Raw genomic sequence first — 20,133 nt, 5'->3', positions numbered from 1 at the left:
CAATATAGAGAAGAACAGGGGCCGGAGCTTCCCGTGGACGTGGCCGCGTTCGGCTGAATGGGCCATTGGGCGGGCGGGGGATCTGGCTGGTCGCCCCGTGGATGATCCGCCGCACAGGTGTCCGACCATGGGTCGGACACCCTGGATGAAAGTGCCGCCCGGATGTACGGCCCTTGGCCAGGACAGCCGGCGACGGGTGCGTCTCGCTGGAGTTGGAGGAATTCCTTGTGGATGGGTGTCGAGCCGGGCGGGCGACGAGTTGCTCCAGGGAGAGAGGTGGCCGGATGGTGTCCGTGCCAAGGAACAGGTGTCCGACCCATGGTCGGACACCTCGGCAAGGTTTGCCGCCCGGTGTGGACAACCCGCCGGGTGGTGTCAACGCAGGGGACAGTCCACAGACTGTCCCTGGACTGTCCGCCCAGCCCTACCGCAGCAGCGTCACCGTCCTCGTCTGCGCCCGCCCCGCCGCTTCCAGCGTGACCAGGAAGACGCCGCTGGACACATGGCCGGCGTTCCAAAGCACCTCGTGGCGACCGGCAAACCTCAAGCCGTGTGTCAGCACGGCCACTTCCTGCCCCAGCAGATTGTGGACGCTGAGCTTGACAACGTCCGCTCGCGTCAAGGTGAAGGGAATGCGCGTCACAGGGTTGAAGGGATTGGGCCAGGGGCTGCCCAATGTGAAGTCCTTGGCCCGGGTGCGAGGTTCGTAAGGACGGGGCAGCGCAACCCAGCCCGTGTCGGAATCCGCGGCCAGGGCACCCCCCGTGAACCCGATGTCATTGCGCAGGCCGCCTTGGCTCGGCCACAGCGCATGGCCGGGATTCATCGGATCCTCCGCATCATTCCAGACGGGATCCGGATCGCCGGCGTCGACACAGGGGGAGCCGGCCGCCAAAAAGGGCGGACCCAAGTTTGGATGAAAACCCGGATCCACGCCGATCAAATTGCCTTCCCCAGGCTGATATACATCCGACAGCAAGTAAGAGAAATCGGGAGGAGGAAGTTCAGCTGCGTTGTACCAAGGAAATGTAAAATACTCGAACTCATTACCCCATACAATCGAATTCTCCACATGTGGGAAAGACGGGAAATCAACACTGTTGGTCCAGAATATAAATTCTGTGTTATTGTCAATCAAACTCAAGTTACTAATATTCCCATCATACACATGACGCAATATCAAGGCCGCCTGAAATGATGGATGATACTCACTATATGGGTATGTGTAATGTGCTTCCCATCTCTGGGTCCCCGCTATAAAAGCATTGTTCAAATTGATGCTGTCAGCAACGCAGCCCAATCCCATGCGACCATTGTTGCGCACTACCACGTTTTGTACTTCCAGCAGCGATGGGCAATCTGCATAAATGCCACCATCGTCATTGTCCTCCACCAGCAAGTTCTTCAGGAAAACCCGCCCGCGCCATGGTGTCATGCCCAATCCTGCATCAATCTCGAAGGTGCTGCCCACCTGCCGCCCGTCCAGCATGGGATCGCCGGAGGGGGCCTCGGGAACTGAATTCACCTGGCTGTTGCCCCGGAACAGGCAGTCCTCCACCAGCACGTTGTTCCGATAGCCCACAGGCTGGACGAACAGATAGAATGCCCGCCCAAGGTTGGGATCCCGCCTCACCGCAGGATTCGTGTAGTCGTCGTGGTCCACCACCACGTTGTCTTCAAAGCGCAAGCGGCGGTAGAAATTGTGCTCCACATCCCGATACATGCCGCACTGCCCGAATAAAACCAATCCACGGCCGTAGGCTTGCAAAACACCATAACCTTCCTGGTGCATGGGATACACATGCGATGTGTTGCGTCGAAACACCCCGTCCTCAAAGCAAATGCCACTACTATAGAGAATTCTTCCGCCGCAATCGCCTTGGCAATGGGATTCCACATCGCCCGGGTCCGATCCACACACATTGTCCTCGAAAAGGACATTGCGCGCAATACCAAAGCCGGCGGTAATACGAGCTATTGGCCCAGCGGCACTGGTGCAATTTCGAACAAGGATCCGGTTCATGATTCCTATGTTTGCCCCCAAATGTAGAATCGTATCATCAGCATCTCCATACGACTCTTCATTGTGACAATTCGTGATTTCAATTCTTTCTGCAATCAAACTATCAATACCTGCTGATAATCTAAGAATTGATCCGTAGTAATTTGGTCTCCCCAATACTCTGCAACTATCAATTTTAATGTTGTCTGCTAATACATGGCGTCCTCCCAATCCCATTCCTTTAGTTGCATGCGTGAAGCCCCGAATCCGTACGTCTGAGACTTGTGCGAAAACTGCACCTACTTCAATTAAATCGGTTGGAGATTCACAGGGAGTGAACCGCCATTTTGTTCCAACAAAATTGATAGTCCCTAGGAGGATTTGAGAATCACTTGAATATGGTAGTCCGGGATCCCTGTCCACGTTGATGTGGATATCCTCAAGGGTCACGTCATTAGGTGCACAAGCATAGGCGCCTCGCATTACTGCTCCATCGGAAGGGGAGCGGTTTTCACGAAACACCACGTGGCGCACAATCACATTGGCCTCGTCCGCCAGGGTGATGGCCCCTCCACACCACGTCGCATAGACGTTGTTGCCCATGCCACGCTGAAGGGTAAGCCCTTCCAGCCGGAAGGTGTGGGTTCCACGACTGTTGACAAAGATGACCGTGCCCAGCCAACTGCCGTCGATAATGGTGGTGTTGATGGCCGAGCTGTCCTGGGTGAAGAAATCGTCGGAGCACAGGGTCAGGCTGCGATTGGGAACGACCAGCCGCTCCAGGTAGTGGCCGGGCGCCACGTGGACTGTGTCGCCATCGGCGCTGGCATCGATGGCTTCTTGAATGGTCGTGAATCCGGCGGGGACCTCCAGGATGGCGGCGGTGGACAAGGTGGAGTGGCATACGCTGAGCAGCAGCGTGGCCAGGATGAAGGCCCATGGTGTCATACGGACGGCAAGAAGGGAAAGGCGGCGGGGCGGAGCAAGGAGAATCCCTGGCTTGGTCATGCCTGCCGCCATGGGAGCACACGCTCTCTGCCAAGCCTGGATGGTGGATGGTGTCTGGCACGAGGCGGGACCAGCAGGGGATTGCGTCGCCCGGCCTCCACGCCGTCCTAGTCGCTGATGCCGGCGCCGCCGCTCAGCTCTTCATGTCCAGGAAGCGGGCGGGCGGGGCCGGATCATCGCGCTCCGTGGCGTAGCCATGCAGGAGGCGACGGGTCTGGTCCAGCTCGTCCAGCTCGCGGCGGCGGCGTTCCAGATCCTGCTCCACTCGACGCACCAGTTCCTCCTCGATCACTTTGAGGCGCAGGGCGGCCTCCGCCTCGGCGGTGTCCATGGGCTCGCGGCGGTCGATGCGGGGGAGCAGCTCGTCGCGGCGTTGGAGCAGGTCGGTGAGGGCCTGGGCGTCCAGCTCGGCGCCGGGGCGATGGGCCAGGAGGAAGGCGCGCCCCAGGGCGATCCACTCCTCCAGGGCGGCCTGACGGGCGGCGGGGGGGCTCACGCCAGCACGCCGAGCAGGGTGTCCACCGTCTCCTCCCACTGGGCCAGACGGTCCATCACGTCGTACTCGAGCAGATCGGCCAGGAGAATCCAGTCGTGGCGCTCCTGGGCCTGGATGATCTCGTCCAGCAGGCGGGGGATCTCGTTCTGGAAGTCGGAGACGAGGCCCTCGGGCAGGCCCGTGTCCCGGAAGAGGCCCTGGTTGGCGGCCAGGCGCTGGATCTGCCCCACGCCCACGAAGAGCAGGCGCAGGCCCTCCACCACGCGGATGAGGGCGTCGATGGCCGCGGCGTCCTCACCACGGCGAAAGCGGTCGGCGCAGGAGGCCAGTTCGGAGCGCAAAGGCGGCAGCCATTCGCGGCTGACGCGCAGGCTGCCCTCCAGCAGGGCACGCGGCGACTGCGTCTCCAGGCGCAGCTCGGCCACGTCCGTGCGCCCGCCCCACAGCTCGCGGTCCTGGCCCGTGAGGTCCTGTCCGTCCACTTCCACTCTCACCACCAGCTCGCCGCGCTGGAAGAGCTCGGCCCCGACCCGCTCCAGGGTCATGCCGGCGTCCAGCCCGGCCAGGGTGGCCTCCAGCTCCGGACGGCGCCTGCCATTGACGATGATCAACATGTCGCCCCCCCCTGCTGTGCCGGACGGACGGCCCGGTCCGGCCTCCCGCGCAAAATCGGCATTCCCCGCGACACCCGGACGGACCTCAGGCCGCCGCCTCCCGCCCGGCCTCCCGCCGCGCGGCCAGGGCCGCGCCCAGCGCGGCGAGGATCCGGCCCAGGGCGGCGCTTCGTTCTTCGAGCACCCTGTAAAGGTGCAGCGTGCCGCGGCCCAAGTCGGCCAGGCTCTCCTCCTCGCGCAGCTCCTCCTTGCCGAAGCGGAAGAGCACGCCCAGCGGGCGGAGGAGCGGGCGGCTCAACTCAAAGGTGAAGATGCGGTCGTCCAGCTCCGGCACGGCCGCCACCGCCTCCGCCAGCACCGCCGGATCAGGGTCTGGCCGCACCATCTCACGCTCCACCCGCTCCACCAGCTTCGCTCCGCGGGCGGCCATTCCGCCCAGTTCCGCCAGGTCGCGCCCCAGTTCCGCCATGTCCGCCGCCGCCCCGGGCAGGGGATCGCCCCAATCGGCCAACCACTCGTCGAAAGCCGCCGTCTCCGCGTCGGGGAGCGCCTCCCCGCTGTCTGCGGTCCGGCCCAGGCCGCTCCGCCACAACACACGGTAGGCCCGGGCCGCCAATTCGTCCGCGCCCGGCCGGCGGCGGCCCAGCAAGCGCAGGTCCTGCAGGCCGTGCTCGTCGCGCCACGTCTCGAAGACGCGCACGCCGGGCAGCGATTCCCAGCCCGCCGGCGGCCGGGCCGGCCAGCCGGCGCGGCGCAACAATTCCAGGGCCGCCCCGCTTACCGCCTCCGCCGGAATCCGCTCGCGGCACATGACGTGGGGACAGACCACCTGGTGGCTGCAGGGCGCGCAGTCCAGCTCGGCTTGCAAGACAAGACAGCCGGGCAGCCAGGGCCCTGTCTCGCGTGGCAGGGCGGTGGCGAAGAAGAGGCTGACGCTGCGCAGGCCGCGGGCGGCGGCGACGTGGAGCGTGCCGGTGTCGTTGGTGATGAGCAGATCGGCGCGGGAAGAGAGGGCGGCCAGTTCCTCCAGACTGGTGCGGCCGGCCAGGTCGAGCAGGGGCAGTCCGGCGGCGGTGCGCGCCACCTCGGCGCAGAGGGGGGCCTCGCCCGCGCTGCCGCACAGGAGGAAGGCCGCCTCCAGCTCCTCGTGCAGGCGGCGCATGACGGCGGCCAGGCGTTCCCCCGGCCAGCGGCGGTTCTCGCGGCTGGCGCCCGGCTGGATCATCACCAGCGGCCGGCGCCCGTCCGCCGGCAGGTGGGCCAGCAGCTCCGCGGCGCGCGCCGCGGCGGCCGGTCCGACCTCCAGGGCAAGGGCGGGACCCTCGCCCGCGCCCAAGTCGCCCACCAGGCGATAGATGTCCACCAGGTTGAAGGAGTTGACGGCGCGGTTGCCTGTGACACAGAAGAAGTAGCGCGCCCAGTCGTGGTGGACGACGGTGCGGCCGTCATTCCGCAGCACGATGCCGCGCACCTCGCCCCGGGCCAGCAGGCGGGCCAGGACGGCGCTGTCGCGGCTGTGGCTCAGGTTGAAGACGAGATCCCAGCCTTCGCCGCGCAGCTCGGCCGCCAGTGCGCTGAACCAGGAGGCGCGGGCGGCCAGGGAGCGGTCGGGGTCGAGCAGGCGGGCCACCGCTTGGTCCTGGTCCAGTTCGAGCAGGCGATCCACCCCGGGCACGAGGCGCGCCGCGCCGGCGAAGGCCTTCAGCACCAGCAGGCCGATCTCGGCGCGCGGATGGCGCTGGCGCAGCCCGGAGACGAGGGGACTGGTTTGGATGATGTCCCCCATGCGCGTCAAGTTGATGACGAGGATCCTATCCATGCTCCGCCCGCCTCCCCTCGCGCTGCAGGCGGGCCTGCTCGTAGGCCTGCTCCACGCCCTTGGCCCGCGCCCAATCCCGCAGCTCCTGCATGTAGAGGATGGTGGCCGCGGCGGCGTCGAGCGGCTCCCGGCGCCGGCGCAGCCAGTCGGCCACGGCGTCCAGCTCGCGGGGCAGGGCGGGCGGCAGCGCGGCCAGCCAGGCCGCCAGCTCCGGATCGGCGGAATCCTTGTCCAGACTGCGGCGGCGGGCGGCGTGGGGGAAGACGTCGGCCTGCTCCAGCAGCACTAACTCGAGCAGCTCGGCCATGCGGTGGCGGTAGGTGTGCAGCTCCAGCACGGCGCGGCGGCCGGCGGCGGCGATGGCCCGTCCCTCGGCGGGGTGCGCCAGATGGTGGGCGACCAGCTCGCGCAGCTGGCGCACCGAGTCGAAACAAACCAGCTCACGGCCGTCCTCCAGCAGTTCCGGCAGGAGGGAGCGACGGTCGGTCAACTGAAAGCCGCCGCAGGCGAGGATCTCGAAGGTGCGCGGGTTGACGAAATCGCCATCGGGGTTGATTCCGGCGTGGTAGGTGGAGGAGTGGAGGTTGAGGTTGATGAGGCTGTTGGCGTAGATGCGGCGGTTCTCGGCGGCGGTGGTGCGGCGGCCACCGTTCTGGAGGAGGCGGCTCACGGGGCCGGAAGCGCGCCAGTCCGAGCCCCAGATGCGCAGGGGCAGATCGAGCAACTCCAGGAAGAGGCGCTCGCGGTTGTGGTAGCCGGCGCCGACGAAGCTGAGGACCGGCGGCTCGCCCTCGCCCCATTCTTCGGGGCGATAGTGGTCGGGGTCGGCGCAGGCGGGCAGGTAGCGGACGGGGGTCGAGGCCAGGCCGGCCAGCTTTTCCTGGAATCGGCCGCGTTGGATGGGCAGGAAGAAATCGAAGTGGCCGTGCAGGCCCCTCCAGTAATCAAGCGTCTCCCAATCCTCCACGAACCAGAAGGCGGTGCGGATGCCCGCCGACCTCAGCTCACGGGATGCTTCCGGCGTGAAGGGACTCTGGGCGAGGCCGAGCACGAGGTCCGGGCCGAAGGCCCGGGACTCGACGAGCACCATGTGTCCCATCAGGCGGGTGAACTCGGCCGCCAAAGCCTGGGCGCCCGGATGACGATCAGAGAAGGCATGGAGCGTCTCGCGGGCGCCGGCCATGCCCTCGAAGGAGAGGGAGCGGACGTCGTGGCCCAAGGCCCGCAGGGCCGCGGCGGCGCTGCGGGCCATGGGCAGGCTGCCTCCATAGAAGGGTTCCACCACCAGGATGCGCAGGCGCAACTCCGCCGAGCGCAGCAGGCCGGCCGTCGCCCGGCGCGCCGCCACCTCCTCCGCGAAGAGGCGCCGCCAGAGGGGCGTCTCCAGAGCCAGGTCGCCCGGGCGGGCGAGGCCCGCGCAGTCTCGCCGCGTCGCGGCGAAGGTCACCCGCGGATCAGCCAGCGCCTGGGGGCATTCCCAATGCTCCAGGGCGAAGCGCAGAACGGCCGGTTCGGCGGGATGCACCACCACTTCCGGTGCGCCGCGCTCCAGCAAAGCGGCCACCTCCCATCCCACCCCATGCCCGAAGAGATGCACGCGAGGTACTTGATCCGCTTTCGCGGCGATGCCGCGAAAGCCGGCCAGCGCGGCATCCACCCACCGCTCCGCCTCCCGGCGCGGATCCGATGAGACAAGGCTCTGACCGTGCACCAGCAAGCGGCGGCGACCGCCCTGCGTCAGGCAGACGCCACCCGAGGCCGGGTCCAGGTCGTCCAGCTTCCTGGCCAGATCCGGCCAGCGATGCCTCATCACTTCATGTGGTACCACGGCTTCCACTCCCTTCCACGGGCAGCCAGTCGGGCCGATGGCCCAGGACCCCCACGCGCCGCCCTTGGCGGCGCAGATCCCGCACCAGCTCAGCCATGCGGCGTCGGGCGAAGGCAAAGTCCGGTTTCGGCCCCTTGGGCCGTCTCACCCCATCCGTGTAGCACGGGCCATCGGCCCACAGATCCACGCCCGCCATCAGCAGCACTCCACCACTCAGCCTTGCTCCCAGGCCCAGCGCCGGTCCCGCCACCGTGCCGCATCCGGCGGGGAGGCTTCCGGGGCATCGCCCCAACCGCTTCTCCACGCTCGGCCCCGGACCCTCCGGCGTCGCCAGCCACAGCGGCCCCGGCCAGGCCTCCACCAGAGCCGCGCTGGTTGTCGGGAAGACGGCCAGCGGCACATCGCCCAGGGACAGCTCCTCCGCCACGATGTCCTGCGCCAGGAGCGGACTGGGATCCGTCGCCACCACCACATCCGGCCGGATGCCGCGGAGGGCCAGCGCCGGCAGCGCGGTGGAGACGGCAATGATCCGCAGGCCCGGCGCATCGTCCAGCCTCTTCAGGGCCGGCCCCAAGCCAGGCCCCGCCCCGCAGACCAGCACCGGATCATTGCCCCAGGCGCCGTCCAGCTCGGCCACCCACCGCGCCTCCTCCAGCCGGGCGGCGTTCGCCGTGCGATTGGCCGCGAGCAGTTCCTCCTGCGAATGGGCGGCGCTGCGCCGTCGTCGCAGATCCTCCATCAAGCGTGCCGCTTCCGGTGTCGCCGCGCGCCACAGCTCGGCGCACCACGGATGGAGGATGAGTGGCCGTTCCCCGTGCTCGTCGCGCAGCAGCTCCGCCAGCAAGCGGCAAAGGCTCCCGTCATCATCCGCCAGGACCAGCCGGCAGCGCGCCGGATCGGGTGGCGTCCGTCCCAGCAGGCGCCAGCGCTCCAGGGTCGTGGCCAGGCTGCGCGGGTCCGCCTCGACCACCAGGAGCTCCCCCGCCTCTCCCTCCAGCAGCGCGTCCAGATCGTGCCCGGCCCCCAGGCCCAGCAGAACGGGCCGCGATCCCGGCGGCAGGTGGGCGCAGCGCCGTGCCGCCTCCCGCCGTGGATCCCTTCCGCTGCAGCCCAATCGTCCATCCGGCAGTCGAAAGCACCAGTCCACCCCGGCCGCTTCCAACGGATGGGGAAGGACGGACAGGTCCAATCGCCACCCCTCGCGCATCATCCCGGGCATGACAAATCCTGCGGTCCGCGCTCGGCCGTCCACCTGGCCGCCTCCCGCCGCCAGGACAGCTCCTCGCACAAGTTGGCGGGGGGCCGGGGCCACTCCCGCCGCCGCCAGTCGGCCAGCTCCATGCCGGCTTGCCGGGCGTGCTCCAGTCGCGAACAGCGTCCGGGCGGACGGCCGGCCACAGCCGCGTCCTGCCCGTCCCAATCCCGCAACAGGGTCAGTTGTCGACGCCACCGGGTCAGATCTTCCTCCCTGGCTGGCTGCCCGGCCTCGGCCAGCGACAGGCTCTCTCCCAGCCGCCTCACCGTCAGATGAAGACGCCCCCCTTTCTTCTCCAAGGTCGGTTCGGCGCCGGCCAGCAGGGCCAGGGCCAGCTCCGCCGTCTCGCCTCCATTCAGGTTGGTCCGGCAGCGGTAGGATCCGCAAGGCGGCCACCCTTCAAGGCAGGGCGCGCATTCCTCCTGGATTTGCAGCACCTGGGCGCCGGCCAGCCAGGGTCCCGTCTCTTTCGCCCAGGCTGATCCGTGATACAGGCCGACCAGTGGACGCCGCAGGTGGGCGGCCAGGTGCAGCACGCCGGTGTCCTGGGCGATCACCAGGGCGGCCTCGTCCAGCACGTCCTGCAACTGGTCCAGATCTGTTTCCCCGCAGAGATTCGTCAGGCGCGGCGCCGGACCCACCGCCTTGACCAGCGCCTCCGCCGCGCGGCGCTCAGCTGCGCTTCCCGTCAGAAGCACCTGCCGGGTGGTCGCGGCCAGCAACCGCGCGGCCAGGGCGGACCAGAAGTCCCCACCCAGCTGCCGCGCCTGGCTGCCGCTGCCGGCATGCAGCACCACCGCCCCCGCTCCAGGCTCGCCCGCGACCGGAGGTGGAGCGGCCGGGCCAGGGTGCAGCGACAGCATCGCATCCGTCAAGTGCAGCTCGTTCTCGCTCCGCCTCCCCCCCAGGACGCCCAGCCACTGGTGGTAGGGATCTCCGTGGCAGCCTGCACCCGCCCGGCTGGCCGCCGGAAGCAGTCGAGCCAAGGCCGTCGCCGCCCTGTCCTCGTTCAGGCAGAGGACGCGATCGACCGGTGGATCCCAGCCGGGCGCCTCGCCCCAGGCCGCCCGCAGGGCGTGATGGAAGGCGCCGGCATCCTGCGTCAGATCCGCCAGACGGCGCGGATCCAGCACCACCACATGGTCCGCCACCCGGCGCAGGCGGCGGCCCGGTTCGAATGCGACCACCAGCGTGAGCGGACCATCCTGCCGCAGACGCTGGCAGAGGGGCAGGCTTTGCACCAGATCGCCCAGGCGGGCCAGCTGGATGACCAGGCTGCTTGTCATGGCGCCGCCGACAGGCCGTTGTCCTCCAGGCGCCGCCTCAAATCGTGCCGCAGCTGGCTCAGTCGCGCCTGTTGCTCGGGTCGCGGCTGGCATTGCTCCGCCCAGCGTCGCGCCCCCGCCAGGTTGCCCACCCATAGCTCCAGTTCGAGCAGGGCTTGGCGCACATCCTCCGCTCGATCCACCCCACCCCGGGACAGCGCCTCCTCGAGCAGGTCGCACGCCGCCGAGACGTCGCCCCCCGCCATCAGGGCCTCCGCCCGTGTCGTCAGGTCCGCCGCCAGACGCGGGGCCGGGGCGGAGATCCGGCGCAGACGCAGCCCACCCTGCTCCCGCACCGCCTGCCAGCCGTCCTCCGCCAGCAAGTTCACCTCATCGCAGGGCAGCCGCCCTTCCCAGCGCTCGCGCAGCACCTGCCAGCTGTGGGCGACCCGCTCGTTGCGCCCGGCGCTGCGCCCCTCGTGATGGACAACCACCCCGTCCGGCCGGTAGATCAGCTCATAGCCGCGTTCCCGCAAGCGGAGACAGAGGTCGATGTCCTCGTAGCAGTTGACGAAGTTCTCGTCGAGGCCGCCCACTTCGCGCCAAGTGTCGCGCCTGAGGCCCAGGCAAGCGCCGGTCAGCGCCTGGAAGGAGCGGCGGCGGCCCGCTTCGGGCGCGTCGGCGGGAAAGCCGCGGTAGATGTGCCAGGGGAGGCCGTCCGCGCCGAAGGCCAGCCCGGCATGCTGGATGGTGCCGTCCGGGTAGAGCAGGCGCAGTCCGACGGCGCCGGTGCCGGGTCGCCCCAGCTCGTCGCGCAGGGCCAGGTCCCAGCCGGGCTGGACCTCGGTGTCGTTGTTGAGCAGGACCAGCAGGCTGCCGCGGCAGGCTGCCGCCGCCAGGTTGGTGGCCCGGGCGAAACCCAGGTTGCGCTCCTGACGCAGCACCGTCACGCCGGCCGCGGCGAGCAGCTCGCCGCTTCCGTCGGTCGAGCCGTTGTCCACGACCACGATCTCCACCGGGCCGGCCGTGTTGCGGCGGAGGGCCTCCAGGCAGGCCCGCGTCAACTCCAGCTGGTTGAAGACCGGGATGAGGACGGAGAGCAGCCCCTCCTCCCCGGGTCCCGCCGGCAGCGGCGCTGCGCTGAACCAGCCGGCGTCGGAATGCAGGCGGAAGAGGGTCTCCAGCAGGCGGTCCTGCTCCCGGTCCAACTGGCCAGCCAAGTCGCCCCCGCCCGGGGCGGGCAGGATGCGCAGGGGTCCCAGCTCGAGCTTGGCAAGTTCCTGGAGCGCCGCTTCCAGGCCACGCATCAGCAAGCGGTCCGGCGGGTCGGTCGGCGGCTTGCCGCAAATGGCCTCGTGCTCCCGGGGGCGACGGCGCTGGAAGACGCGCGAGGAGGCCCCCGCCTTCCGCTGTCGGCGGGCGAAGGAGGCGTAATCGACCGGGTGGTCGTGGCGGAAGCGCATGCCCGCGTCGTAGGCGAGGACCAAGCCCTGGTCACGGCAGCGTACGCCGAACTCCACGTCCTCCCAGGCGGCGTGAGGAAAGTCCTCGGCGAAGCGCAGTCCCGTGCGGCGCAGGAAGTCCGTGGGCAGGGCCAGCGAGCTGGTGTAGAAGTACTGGGCCGGCAGGCGGCAACGCGCCGGCAGGCCGTGGAAGCCGAACTGCATGCCGTTGCGCTCCACCAAGCGCATGACGCGGGTGCTGCCGCGGGAATCATCCCAGTCGACGCGGCCGAGCAGCGCCACCCGTCCGTCGCCCCAGGCGGCATGCTCGGCGGTCAGGCGCGACAGGACCCCCGGCTCCGGCAGCATGTCGTCCCCGGTGATCAGCACCAACCCGGGGACCTGCTCCTGAGCCAGGAAGTGCTCGATGCCGGCGTTGCGGGCGCGGGCGGGGCCGCCCTTGGCGTCCAGCCGCAGCAGCTCCACCTCCAGTCGCGTCCCGTCGCGGCGGATGGCGGCCAGCGCCTCCCGCACCGGCTCCTCCAGGCGCGGCTCGCTCCCGTCATCCACCACCAGCAGGCGGAAGCGGTCGTGGGGCAGGTCCTGCTCCGCCCAGGCCGCCAGGGCGCGCCCCAGCACGGCGGGCCGCTCATGGGCCGTGATGAGCACGCCCACCTGCACCGGCGGCGCCGGCCGGCTGCCAAAGTGGAAGGGCAGGGGGCAGAGGGTGGGCTTCTCCAACAGGTCGCGCAGGCTGTGGGGCCGGAGCGCGGCGCCGGCCAGGTAATCAACCAGACGGCTCAGGAGCTGGTCCCGCGCCAGCAGCTCCGGCGTGACGGGGGCGGTGACACGCTGGGGGCGGCCGTACTCCACTTCGTCCACCCAGGGAAAGGGCGTGGGCGTGTCGAGGAAGAGGCGGCCGGCGTAGGTCCGGGCCAGGGCGGCGCGAGCCTCGTCGCGGGGACGGGCCAGCGCCTCTTCCAGCAAGTCGCCCAGGCGGGCAGGTTCCGCGCAATCCAGGGTGAAGCCCTTGCCGGCGTAATGGACCTCCCCGCAGGTGATGACGGCCGCGCCGGCACAGGCGGCCTCCAGGCCCGCGGAGGTGACATAGACAAGGGTGGCGGCGGCGCGCTCGACGAGGGCGGCCGTGCTGGCCGGATGGTCGGCGCCCAGCACCAGCAGGTTGTCCGGCCGGGCCCGCTCGGCCAGCCAATCCTCGGTCCGGTCCAGCGTCGGGTCGCGCTCCAGCCTTGTCTCGCCGGGATGGACGCGCAGGACGAAGCAAAGGTCGGGTCGGCCGGCGGCCAGCGCCAGGACGGCCTCCAACCAGGCCAGGTAGCCACCGAAACCGCTGCCCCGGGCCGAGACGGCGCTGTCCCAGCAGACGTTGGTGAGCACGGCCACCAGCGGTCTCTGGTCCCCCTGAAGGATCTCCGCCACCGAGCCATGTCCCGTGCCGAAGCGGGTGGCGGCGTCCCGGTTGGTGGCCCGGCCGGTCAGGTAGGCGTCCAGCAGAGGGTCCGACCGCCCGGCGCAAGCGCCCTCCCCGTCGGCGCCCATCTCCAGGAAGCAGGCCGGCGCGCCGGTGGAGAAGAGCAGGGTGTTGCGGGCATGGCCTCGCTCGTAGGTCACCACGCGGAGGCCGGCCGCCCTGGCGCAGTCGGCGATCGTCCGCTCCGCAAGGAAGAGGCCGTTGAGCACCAGCACCTGCTCGATGCCCTCGCGCCGCAGCAAATCCGGCAAGAGCGCCTCGATGCGCAGGACCTGGGCGGCGTGCCCGCGCAGGACGGCCAGGGGCACGCGCTCCTCGCTGGGCCGGCCCGAGCGCGCCCAGCGCATCAGCGAGGGACCCATCACCTCGCGCAGGCTGTGTCCGGATGAGCTGGGCAGGGCGAGCAGGGCCGCAGCGTCCAGCCCCTCCAGCAACAGGCGGATACCGCCCTCCACCGCCTCGTCGAAGGGCATGGGCACTTCGCGGAAACCGGCGCGGCCGTGCACGCCGCCCTGGGCGGGATGGCAACCCGCGCAGAAGGCGGCGTGGCCGCCATGCCGCTCGTGGATGGCGCGGTCGACGCACTCGCAGGTGCTCATTCCCTCCCGCGAGCAGCCCAGGAAGACGACGGGATGCCCGGCCGCCCGCAGGGCCTCGGCCAGCAGGTGCTCCACCTCGTGATGGTAGGGCCAGCGTTTGAGGCCGGGAATCAGCGTCTTCACGGCAGGGCCTCCACCATCGCCGCGCGTCCGACGCGCCGCGCCGTGGCCAGGAAGCCGCTCACCCGCCGACGTGCCTCGTCCGCCAGGTGGGAACTCGAAGGCAGGGCGAGGCCGCACTCGTGCGCCTGAAACGCCACCCGGCACTCCATGCGAGCATAGGGGGCGTAGAGAGGCCACCGGTCGAAGGGCCGGAAGAGGCGGCGCGCCTGGATGCCGGCGAAAGCCAGCTCCGCCACCAGCGTCTCCGGCCGGCCCGGCGCCAAGCCGCGGGCAATGTTCAGCCACCAACTGGGCTCGTCGCCGGCGTGGCCCTCCAGCAGGGACAGGCCGCTGTCGGCCAGCTCCGCGCGATAACCCTCGTGCTGCCGCCGACGGCCCGCCACCAGCTCATCCAGCCGCTCCAGCTGGGCCAGGCCCAACGCCGCCTGCAGGCTGCTGAGGCGCAGGTTGAAGCCGTAGTCCTCCGGCTCGGACTGGCCGGGCCGGCGCGCCTGGTTGGCCCAGTAGGCGGCCCGCTCCGCAATCTCGGCTTCCGGCGAAAGCACCATGCCGCCGCCGCCCGCCGTCATGGTCTTGTTCCCGTTGAAGGAGAGGATGGCGGCGTGGCCGAAGGTGCCCGGTCGGCAGCCGCGGGCAAAGGCGCCCAGCGCCTCGGCGTTGTCCTCGACCACGATCAGCCCGTGCTCGAGGGCAAGGGCGCTCAGATCGTGGATGCGGCAGGGCATGCCGTAGAGGTGGACGGGGATCAGGCCGAAGACGCGACGCCCGCTGCGACGCTCGAAGACGGCCCCCTGGCGCCGCACCGTCTCCCGTTCCAGCCACAGCCTGACCGCCTCCGGACTGAGGCCCAGCGCCTCCTCCTCCACGTCGAGAATGACCGGCTCGGCGCCCAGGTGGATGATGGGATTGAGGGTGGCGGCGAAGCTGAGCGCCGGCACGATGACCAGTTCGCCGGGGCGCAGGCCCAGCGCGATGAGGGCCAGTTGCAGGGCCGCAGTGCCGCTGCCGCAGGCGGCCGCATGCATGCCCGGCCCGTGCAGGGAGGCCACCGCCTCCTCGAAGCGGCCCACCCACGGGCCCTCGGCGGACACCCAGCCCTCCTGCAGGCACTGCTGCACCAGGGCCTGCTCGCGGACGCCAAGCGATGGTTCGCTGAGCGGGATCATGTCAGGCACTCCTCGACCGTGTCCCGCGCCTCGCGGGAGAGATGGCCCAGCCAGGCGCCGTCCCCCGGACCACCCAGCCGCTGCGCCAACCGATTGGCGCGCTCATAATCGGCCATGCGGCCGATGTCCAGCCAGAACTCGCGGAGGGGATAGCTGCGCACCCGGCGCCGCTCGCCCAGTCCCCAGCGGATGAGATCCGTCATGTCGAAGGGGGCGTCCGGCGCCAGCTGTCGCATGCGGGGACCCACCATGTAGATGCCCGCGTTGACCAGCAGGCTGCGCCGCGGCTTCTCATCGATGGCCTGCAACCATTCCCCCTCGACCTGCACCACGCCATACTCCACCTGCTCCACCATCTCGCGCACACAGACCGTCATGTCGGCCCCGCTGGCGGCGTGGCTCTCCGCCAGCGCGGCGAAGTCCACCGTCGTCAGGATGTCGCCGTTCATGACCAGCAACTCGCCCTCGATCTCGACAGGCAGGCGCGACAGCGCGCCGGCCGTGCCCAGGGGCGACTCCTCCCGCAGATAGCGGATGGCGGCGCCGAACTGGCGGCCGTCCTGCAGGTGGTCCTCGATCATCCGGCCCTGGTGGCTGGTGGCGATCAGCACGTGGTCGAAGCCGCACTCCACCAGGCGTTCCACCACATGCTCGAGGATGGGACGCCCCGCCACCGGCAGCAGGGGTTTGGGCCGGTTCAGGGTGAGCGGCCGCAGGCGCGTGCCCTGCCCACCCGCCATGACAAGGGCGGGACGGCCGCGGGCGGGCGCCTCGAGCAGGTCGGCCGCCAGCGCGACCCAGAGCAGGCGGTCGGCGCCGTCCACAATGGGGATCTGGGCGATGGAGCGGGCGCGCATCAGGTGGCGCAACTGGCTGCGGCTGAAATCGGGCGTGGCGGTCACGGGGCGCCGCTGCATCACGTCACCCACCACCGTGGCGCGCAGGTCGGCGCCGCGCAGCACCTGGCGCCGGATGTCGCCGTCCGTGAGCATGCCCTGGAGCCGCTGCTGCTCATCGACGACGCAGACGGCCCCGCAGCGGTTGCGGTCGATGCGCGCCACCGCCTCCTGGAGAGGGTCGGTCGGACGCACCACCTGGTCGCCATGGCAGGCCCGCGGTGGCGCCATCATGCGGCGCCCCGCTGCAGATGGTGGTGCTTGGGGAGCAGGACCCGCGGCTCGACGGACGCCAGCACCTCGACAATGCGCTCGGCGGCGTGCCCATCCCCGAAGGGACAGGCCAGGCCGCGCACCATGGCGCGAAAATCGGCGTCGCCCAGGGCGCGGACCACCGCCTGGCGGATCGTCTCCTCCTCGAGCTCCACGAAGAGGACGTTGCCGGCGTGGCGCCGACCCCGCTGGCGGGCACCCACGTTGATTGCCGGAATGCCGAGGAAGGGGGTCTCAAGCAGGCCCGCCGAGGAGTTCCCCACCAGCAGGTTGCAGCGCTTGAGCAGCGCCACCCAGGCCTCCTGGTCCAGGTTGCGCACGCGCACCACCTCGTCCGCCTCCTCCCAGACGCGGAGCGGCCCGGAGCTGCCCGGATCGCTGTTGGGCGTGTTGATGACGATCTGGGCGTCGGCCACCCGGCAGGCGCGCAGGATCATCTCCAGCTCGCGGGCGGCGGACTGCGGGCTGGGGCCGACCGGATGCTGGCAGACCAGCACCACCGGCCGACCGGGGACCAGGCCGTAGCTCTCGTGCAGGCGTTCGGCGGACCAGGCCGGCAGGCGGCGGATGCGGTCGAGGGCGGGGTTGCCGCAGATATAAACGCGCGCGGGATCCTCCCCCAGCTCAAGCAGCACGTCGCGGCTCCAGGCGGAGGCCGTGAAGTGCAGATGGGCCAGTTTGCTCACGGCGTGGCGCACACTGTCGTCCACCGTGGCGTGGCCCAGATCGCCGCCGAACACGTGGGCGACGGGGATCCAGCTGTAGCTGGCGGCGGTGGCGGCCAGGAGGGCGTCCTCGCGGTCGCCCAGCACCAGGACCAGGTCCGGACGCTGCTCGGCCAGATCCTGCGCCAGGGCGATCAGCTCCAGGCCCATGCTCTTGAGGCGGGCCTCCGGGCTGTCCCAGTCGATGAGAGTGGGCCGCAGCAGCATGTGGCGGAAGCCGTGGATCTGGCCCGCCGTCCCGCCCCAGGCGCGGGCCAGGTGGGCGCAGGTCACGACCAGGGCCAGGTCGAGGGCGGGATGCGCCTCGACGGCGCGCAGCACGGGCTCCAGCAGGTCGTAGTCGGAGCGGCTGCCGGTCACGGCCAGGACCTTCATGCCACCTCCTCCAGATCCTGCTCTGTCAGCAGGCGGCCCGCCGGGAGGTCGTGCCGCGCCCGCCGTCCCAGCAGGCCGGGCAAGCGGGCGCAGGAGAGGCCGTCGGCCGGCCGCAGGCAACGGACATGGCTCCGCTCGAGGGACTCGCCCGCCCGCAGCGGTTCTTGCAGCAGGATCGACTTGCGGGCCACCCGCCGCACATCCTCCTCGCAGGGCATCATCCGCTTGACGCCATCCCCCAGGACGAGGGCGGTCGCCCGCAGCTCGGCCAACCAGGCGCGCAGGCCCGCCTCGTCGGAGGAAGAGGCGTGGTCGGGTCCCGCCGCGGCGCGGTCCAGGGTGATGTGCCGCTCGATGATCTCGGCGCCCAGGGCCAGCGCCAGGCTGGCGGCGCGCGTGCCCATCGTGTGGTCGCTGAAGCCCACCACGGTGCCCAGGCCGCGCAGGGCATCCAACACGGCCAGGTTGCAGGCCTCCTCGGGGGCGGGGTAGGCGGACACGCAGTGGAGCAGGGCCAGCCGCTCATCCGCGCCGGAGAACCAGCCCGCCAGGCGCTCCACCTCGGCCAGGCTGCACATGCCTGTCGAAACGAGGACGGGCCGGCCACAGTCGCGGGCCGCCTCGATGAGAAGGAAGTTGTCCGCGTCCCCCGAGCCGATCTTGATGAAGTCTGGCTCAAGTGTGAGGATCTCGCGCAGGCTGTCCGGGTCGAAGGGCGTCACGCCGAAGGCCAGGTCCAGCCGGCGCGCCTCGGCGGCGCAGGCGGCCAGGGTCCCGCGATCGATCTCGAGGGCGCGCAGCAGGGCGAACTGTCCCTCCGCCCCGCTGCGCTCCTGGTAGGAGGCCAGGGGCGCGTCCGGCCGGGCGAGGCGCTCGGCGCGGAAAGCCTGGAACTTGACGGCCTGGACGTCGGCGCGGGCCGCCATCCGCACCAGGGCCAGGGCCTCCTCGCGGCGGCCGTTGTGGTTGACGCCGATCTCGGCCACCACCCAGGGCCGTCGCTTGCCCAGCAGGCCACGCACCGTGGCGCTCATGGCCGGGGCTCCCCCGGCTGCGCGGGGAAGCGGTCGGCCGCCACCGCCTCGGCCAGGCGCCAATCCAGCGGGGTGTCGATGTCCACCGACTCCCAATCCGCCATGGTCAGGGCCAACGGCCGGTCGGAGAGGAGGCTGCCCTCGGCCAGCAGGCGCTCCACGCGCACCAGATAGACGGCGCCGTTGAGGCGCCAGACAGGGACCGGCTCGGCGCAGGCCCAGGGCCGCGCTTCCCCCTTCAGCACCAGGCGGCACCAGTCGAGCGGCTTCTCCACTGGCCCCAGGCTCACCACTTCCCGGCCGCTGTCGCGCGCCAGGCGCCAGGCCTCCCGCATGCGGGCGGCGCCGCGGAAGGGGGAGGTGGGCTGGAGGAGCATGAGCCAGCGCGGCAGGGCGACACCCTCGGCCGCCAGCCAGCCCAGGTAGTGGCGCAGCACGGCGAGGCTGCTGCTGTCGTCCCGGGCCAGGGCGGCGGGTCGCAGGGGGAAATGGGAGAGGCCCAGGGTCTGGGCGTGCTCGCGCAGGGCGGGGTCGTCGGTGGAGAGCGTGATGCGCCGGAAGATGCCCGCCTCGAGGGCGGCGTGCAAGGTCCAGTCGATGAGCGGCCGGCCGCCCAGGATGCGCTGGTGCTTGCCGGGCAGGCGCCGCGAGCCGCGCCGGGCGGGGATCAAGGCGTCGATCGTCATGCCGCCCCTCCCATCACCAATGTCCGCGGCGCTCCCTCCAGCGCCGCCAGCCGCTCCTCCAGCAATGCCACGCGCCGGCGCAGGCGCTCCAGCTCGGACACTCCGCCGCCGCCCAGCCGGGCGGAAAGGGGCAGCCCGGCCAGAGGCTGGGGCAGACCATCCTCCGTCGCCAGGCCGCTGATCCAGACGGCGCCATCCCCGGTCTTCACCAGCAGGCCAAGGCGGCGATCACGGCCGATGACCGCGCCGGGGATGCCGGCGGCGTCCCGGGGAAAGTCCGCGCAGGGGCCGGCGGCGCCCACCAGCAGGACCCGCTCCCCCCACCGGGTGCGAGCCCGGCAATTGGGCGGCGCCAGGGCGCGCACCAGGCGGACGATGCTCCCGGTTCCCGCCGCCCAGTCGATCCACTCGTCCCCCTCCCGGCGCCGGGGGTAGTAGACGGGGCGCCCCGTTTCGTCCACCGGCAAGTGCCGACCCTGCTCCAGCGCGACCAGACTTTCGTCCAGCAAAGAGGGCAGCTCCCCGCAGACCGCCGCCAGGGCCTGGCCGTAGTCGCCTTGCGGGGGCAGGGCCACCCTGCGCAGCGCCAGCAGGGGCCCGGCATCGATGCGGCGGCTGACGCGCATGACGGCCAGGTCCACTTCCGCGGCGCCCTCCAGCAGTTGCCAGCAGAGCACGGCCCGGCCGCGGTGCCGGCCGGGGTGGCCGGCGTGCAGGTTGAGCACGGGCGGCATCCCCGCCGCGAGCAGGGCGGAGCCGAAGAGCTGGTCGTAGGAGACGGAGAGGAGGAGATCGGGGGCAAGGGAGCGGATCCAGGCCATTGCTTCCGCGCTGTTGACATCCTCCAGGCCGAGGGGGGAGAGCCCGCTCGTGCGGCAGGCCTGCCGCAGGTCGCCGCTGGTGGGCCGGCGGCGCTCCACCACGGCGGCCACCTCATGGCGGTCCGCCAGATGGCGCAGCGCCACCGCCGCCCATTGGCCGTCCCCCAGCAGCATAAGGCGGCGCCGGGCCGGAAGCTCCGCCGTGCCCGCCATG

The 20,133-nt window shown here is 70.5% G+C and carries 14 protein-coding genes; all 14 read right to left on the bottom strand.

What is annotated here, in order from left to right:
* Positions 1 to 424 precede the first annotated feature (424 nt).
* Entirely contained in the window at positions 425 to 3,010 is a 2,586-nt protein-coding gene (locus Q8O14_03975) for a hypothetical protein (protein MDP2359895.1), read from the bottom strand.
* A gap of 133 nt (positions 3,011 to 3,143) precedes the next feature.
* Positions 3,144 to 3,506 (bottom strand): hypothetical protein, encoded by a 363-nt coding sequence (locus tag Q8O14_03970; protein ID MDP2359894.1) that lies wholly within the window; start codon positions 3,504 to 3,506, stop codon positions 3,144 to 3,146.
* Positions 3,503 to 4,120 (bottom strand): hypothetical protein, encoded by a 618-nt coding sequence (locus Q8O14_03965; GenBank protein MDP2359893.1) that lies wholly within the window; start codon positions 4,118 to 4,120, stop codon positions 3,503 to 3,505. Before Q8O14_03965 ends, Q8O14_03970 begins: the two co-directional genes overlap by 4 nt.
* An 85-nt stretch (positions 4,121 to 4,205) precedes the next feature.
* A complete protein-coding gene (locus Q8O14_03960) occupies positions 4,206 to 5,939 on the bottom strand; it encodes a glycosyltransferase family 9 protein (GenBank protein MDP2359892.1) in 1,734 nt (577 codons plus the stop codon).
* Complete coding sequence (locus Q8O14_03955) at positions 5,932 to 7,749, bottom strand: glycosyltransferase (protein ID MDP2359891.1); 1,818 nt, start codon at positions 7,747 to 7,749, stop codon at positions 5,932 to 5,934. The genes Q8O14_03960 and Q8O14_03955 overlap by 8 nt, the downstream gene beginning before the upstream one ends.
* 4 nt (positions 7,750 to 7,753) lie before the next feature.
* Positions 7,754 to 8,986 (bottom strand): DUF115 domain-containing protein, encoded by a 1,233-nt coding sequence (locus Q8O14_03950; protein ID MDP2359890.1) that lies wholly within the window; start codon positions 8,984 to 8,986, stop codon positions 7,754 to 7,756.
* Positions 8,974 to 10,308: a glycosyltransferase family 9 protein gene (locus Q8O14_03945; GenBank protein MDP2359889.1), complete on the bottom strand. Its 1,335-nt coding sequence runs from the start codon at positions 10,306 to 10,308 to the stop codon at positions 8,974 to 8,976. The genes Q8O14_03950 and Q8O14_03945 overlap by 13 nt, the downstream gene beginning before the upstream one ends.
* Positions 10,305 to 13,943, bottom strand: a complete 3,639-nt coding sequence (locus Q8O14_03940; protein MDP2359888.1) for a glycosyltransferase — start codon at positions 13,941 to 13,943, stop codon at positions 10,305 to 10,307. The genes Q8O14_03945 and Q8O14_03940 overlap by 4 nt, the downstream gene beginning before the upstream one ends.
* Positions 13,940 to 15,109, bottom strand: a complete 1,170-nt coding sequence (locus Q8O14_03935) for a DegT/DnrJ/EryC1/StrS family aminotransferase (GenBank protein ID MDP2359887.1) — start codon at positions 15,107 to 15,109, stop codon at positions 13,940 to 13,942. The genes Q8O14_03940 and Q8O14_03935 overlap by 4 nt, the downstream gene beginning before the upstream one ends.
* Positions 15,106 to 16,239, bottom strand: a complete 1,134-nt coding sequence (locus tag Q8O14_03930; protein MDP2359886.1) for a nucleotidyltransferase family protein — start codon at positions 16,237 to 16,239, stop codon at positions 15,106 to 15,108. The genes Q8O14_03935 and Q8O14_03930 overlap by 4 nt, the downstream gene beginning before the upstream one ends.
* Positions 16,236 to 17,378, bottom strand: coding sequence for a UDP-N-acetylglucosamine 2-epimerase (gene neuC, locus Q8O14_03925; GenBank protein MDP2359885.1), 1,143 nt, complete (start codon positions 17,376 to 17,378; stop codon positions 16,236 to 16,238). Before neuC ends, Q8O14_03930 begins: the two co-directional genes overlap by 4 nt.
* The gene (locus tag Q8O14_03920) at positions 17,375 to 18,412 is read right to left on the bottom strand and encodes an N-acetylneuraminate synthase family protein (protein ID MDP2359884.1); all 1,038 of its coding nucleotides are present in this window, start codon (positions 18,410 to 18,412) and stop codon (positions 17,375 to 17,377) included. Before Q8O14_03920 ends, neuC begins: the two co-directional genes overlap by 4 nt.
* The gene (locus tag Q8O14_03915) at positions 18,409 to 19,098 is read right to left on the bottom strand and encodes an acylneuraminate cytidylyltransferase family protein (protein ID MDP2359883.1); all 690 of its coding nucleotides are present in this window, start codon (positions 19,096 to 19,098) and stop codon (positions 18,409 to 18,411) included. Before Q8O14_03915 ends, Q8O14_03920 begins: the two co-directional genes overlap by 4 nt.
* Entirely contained in the window at positions 19,095 to 20,132 is a 1,038-nt protein-coding gene (locus Q8O14_03910) for a formyltransferase family protein (GenBank protein ID MDP2359882.1), read from the bottom strand. The genes Q8O14_03915 and Q8O14_03910 overlap by 4 nt, the downstream gene beginning before the upstream one ends.
* Position 20,133 lies beyond the last annotated feature (1 nt).

The sequence above is a fragment of the bacterium genome (genome assembly GCA_030685015.1).
Classification (GTDB): Bacteria; CAIWAD01; CAIWAD01; order CAIWAD01; family CAIWAD01; genus CAIWAD01.
The sequence above is the reverse complement of the archived record's forward strand: the minus strand, read 5'-3'. Positions and strand labels throughout refer to the sequence as shown.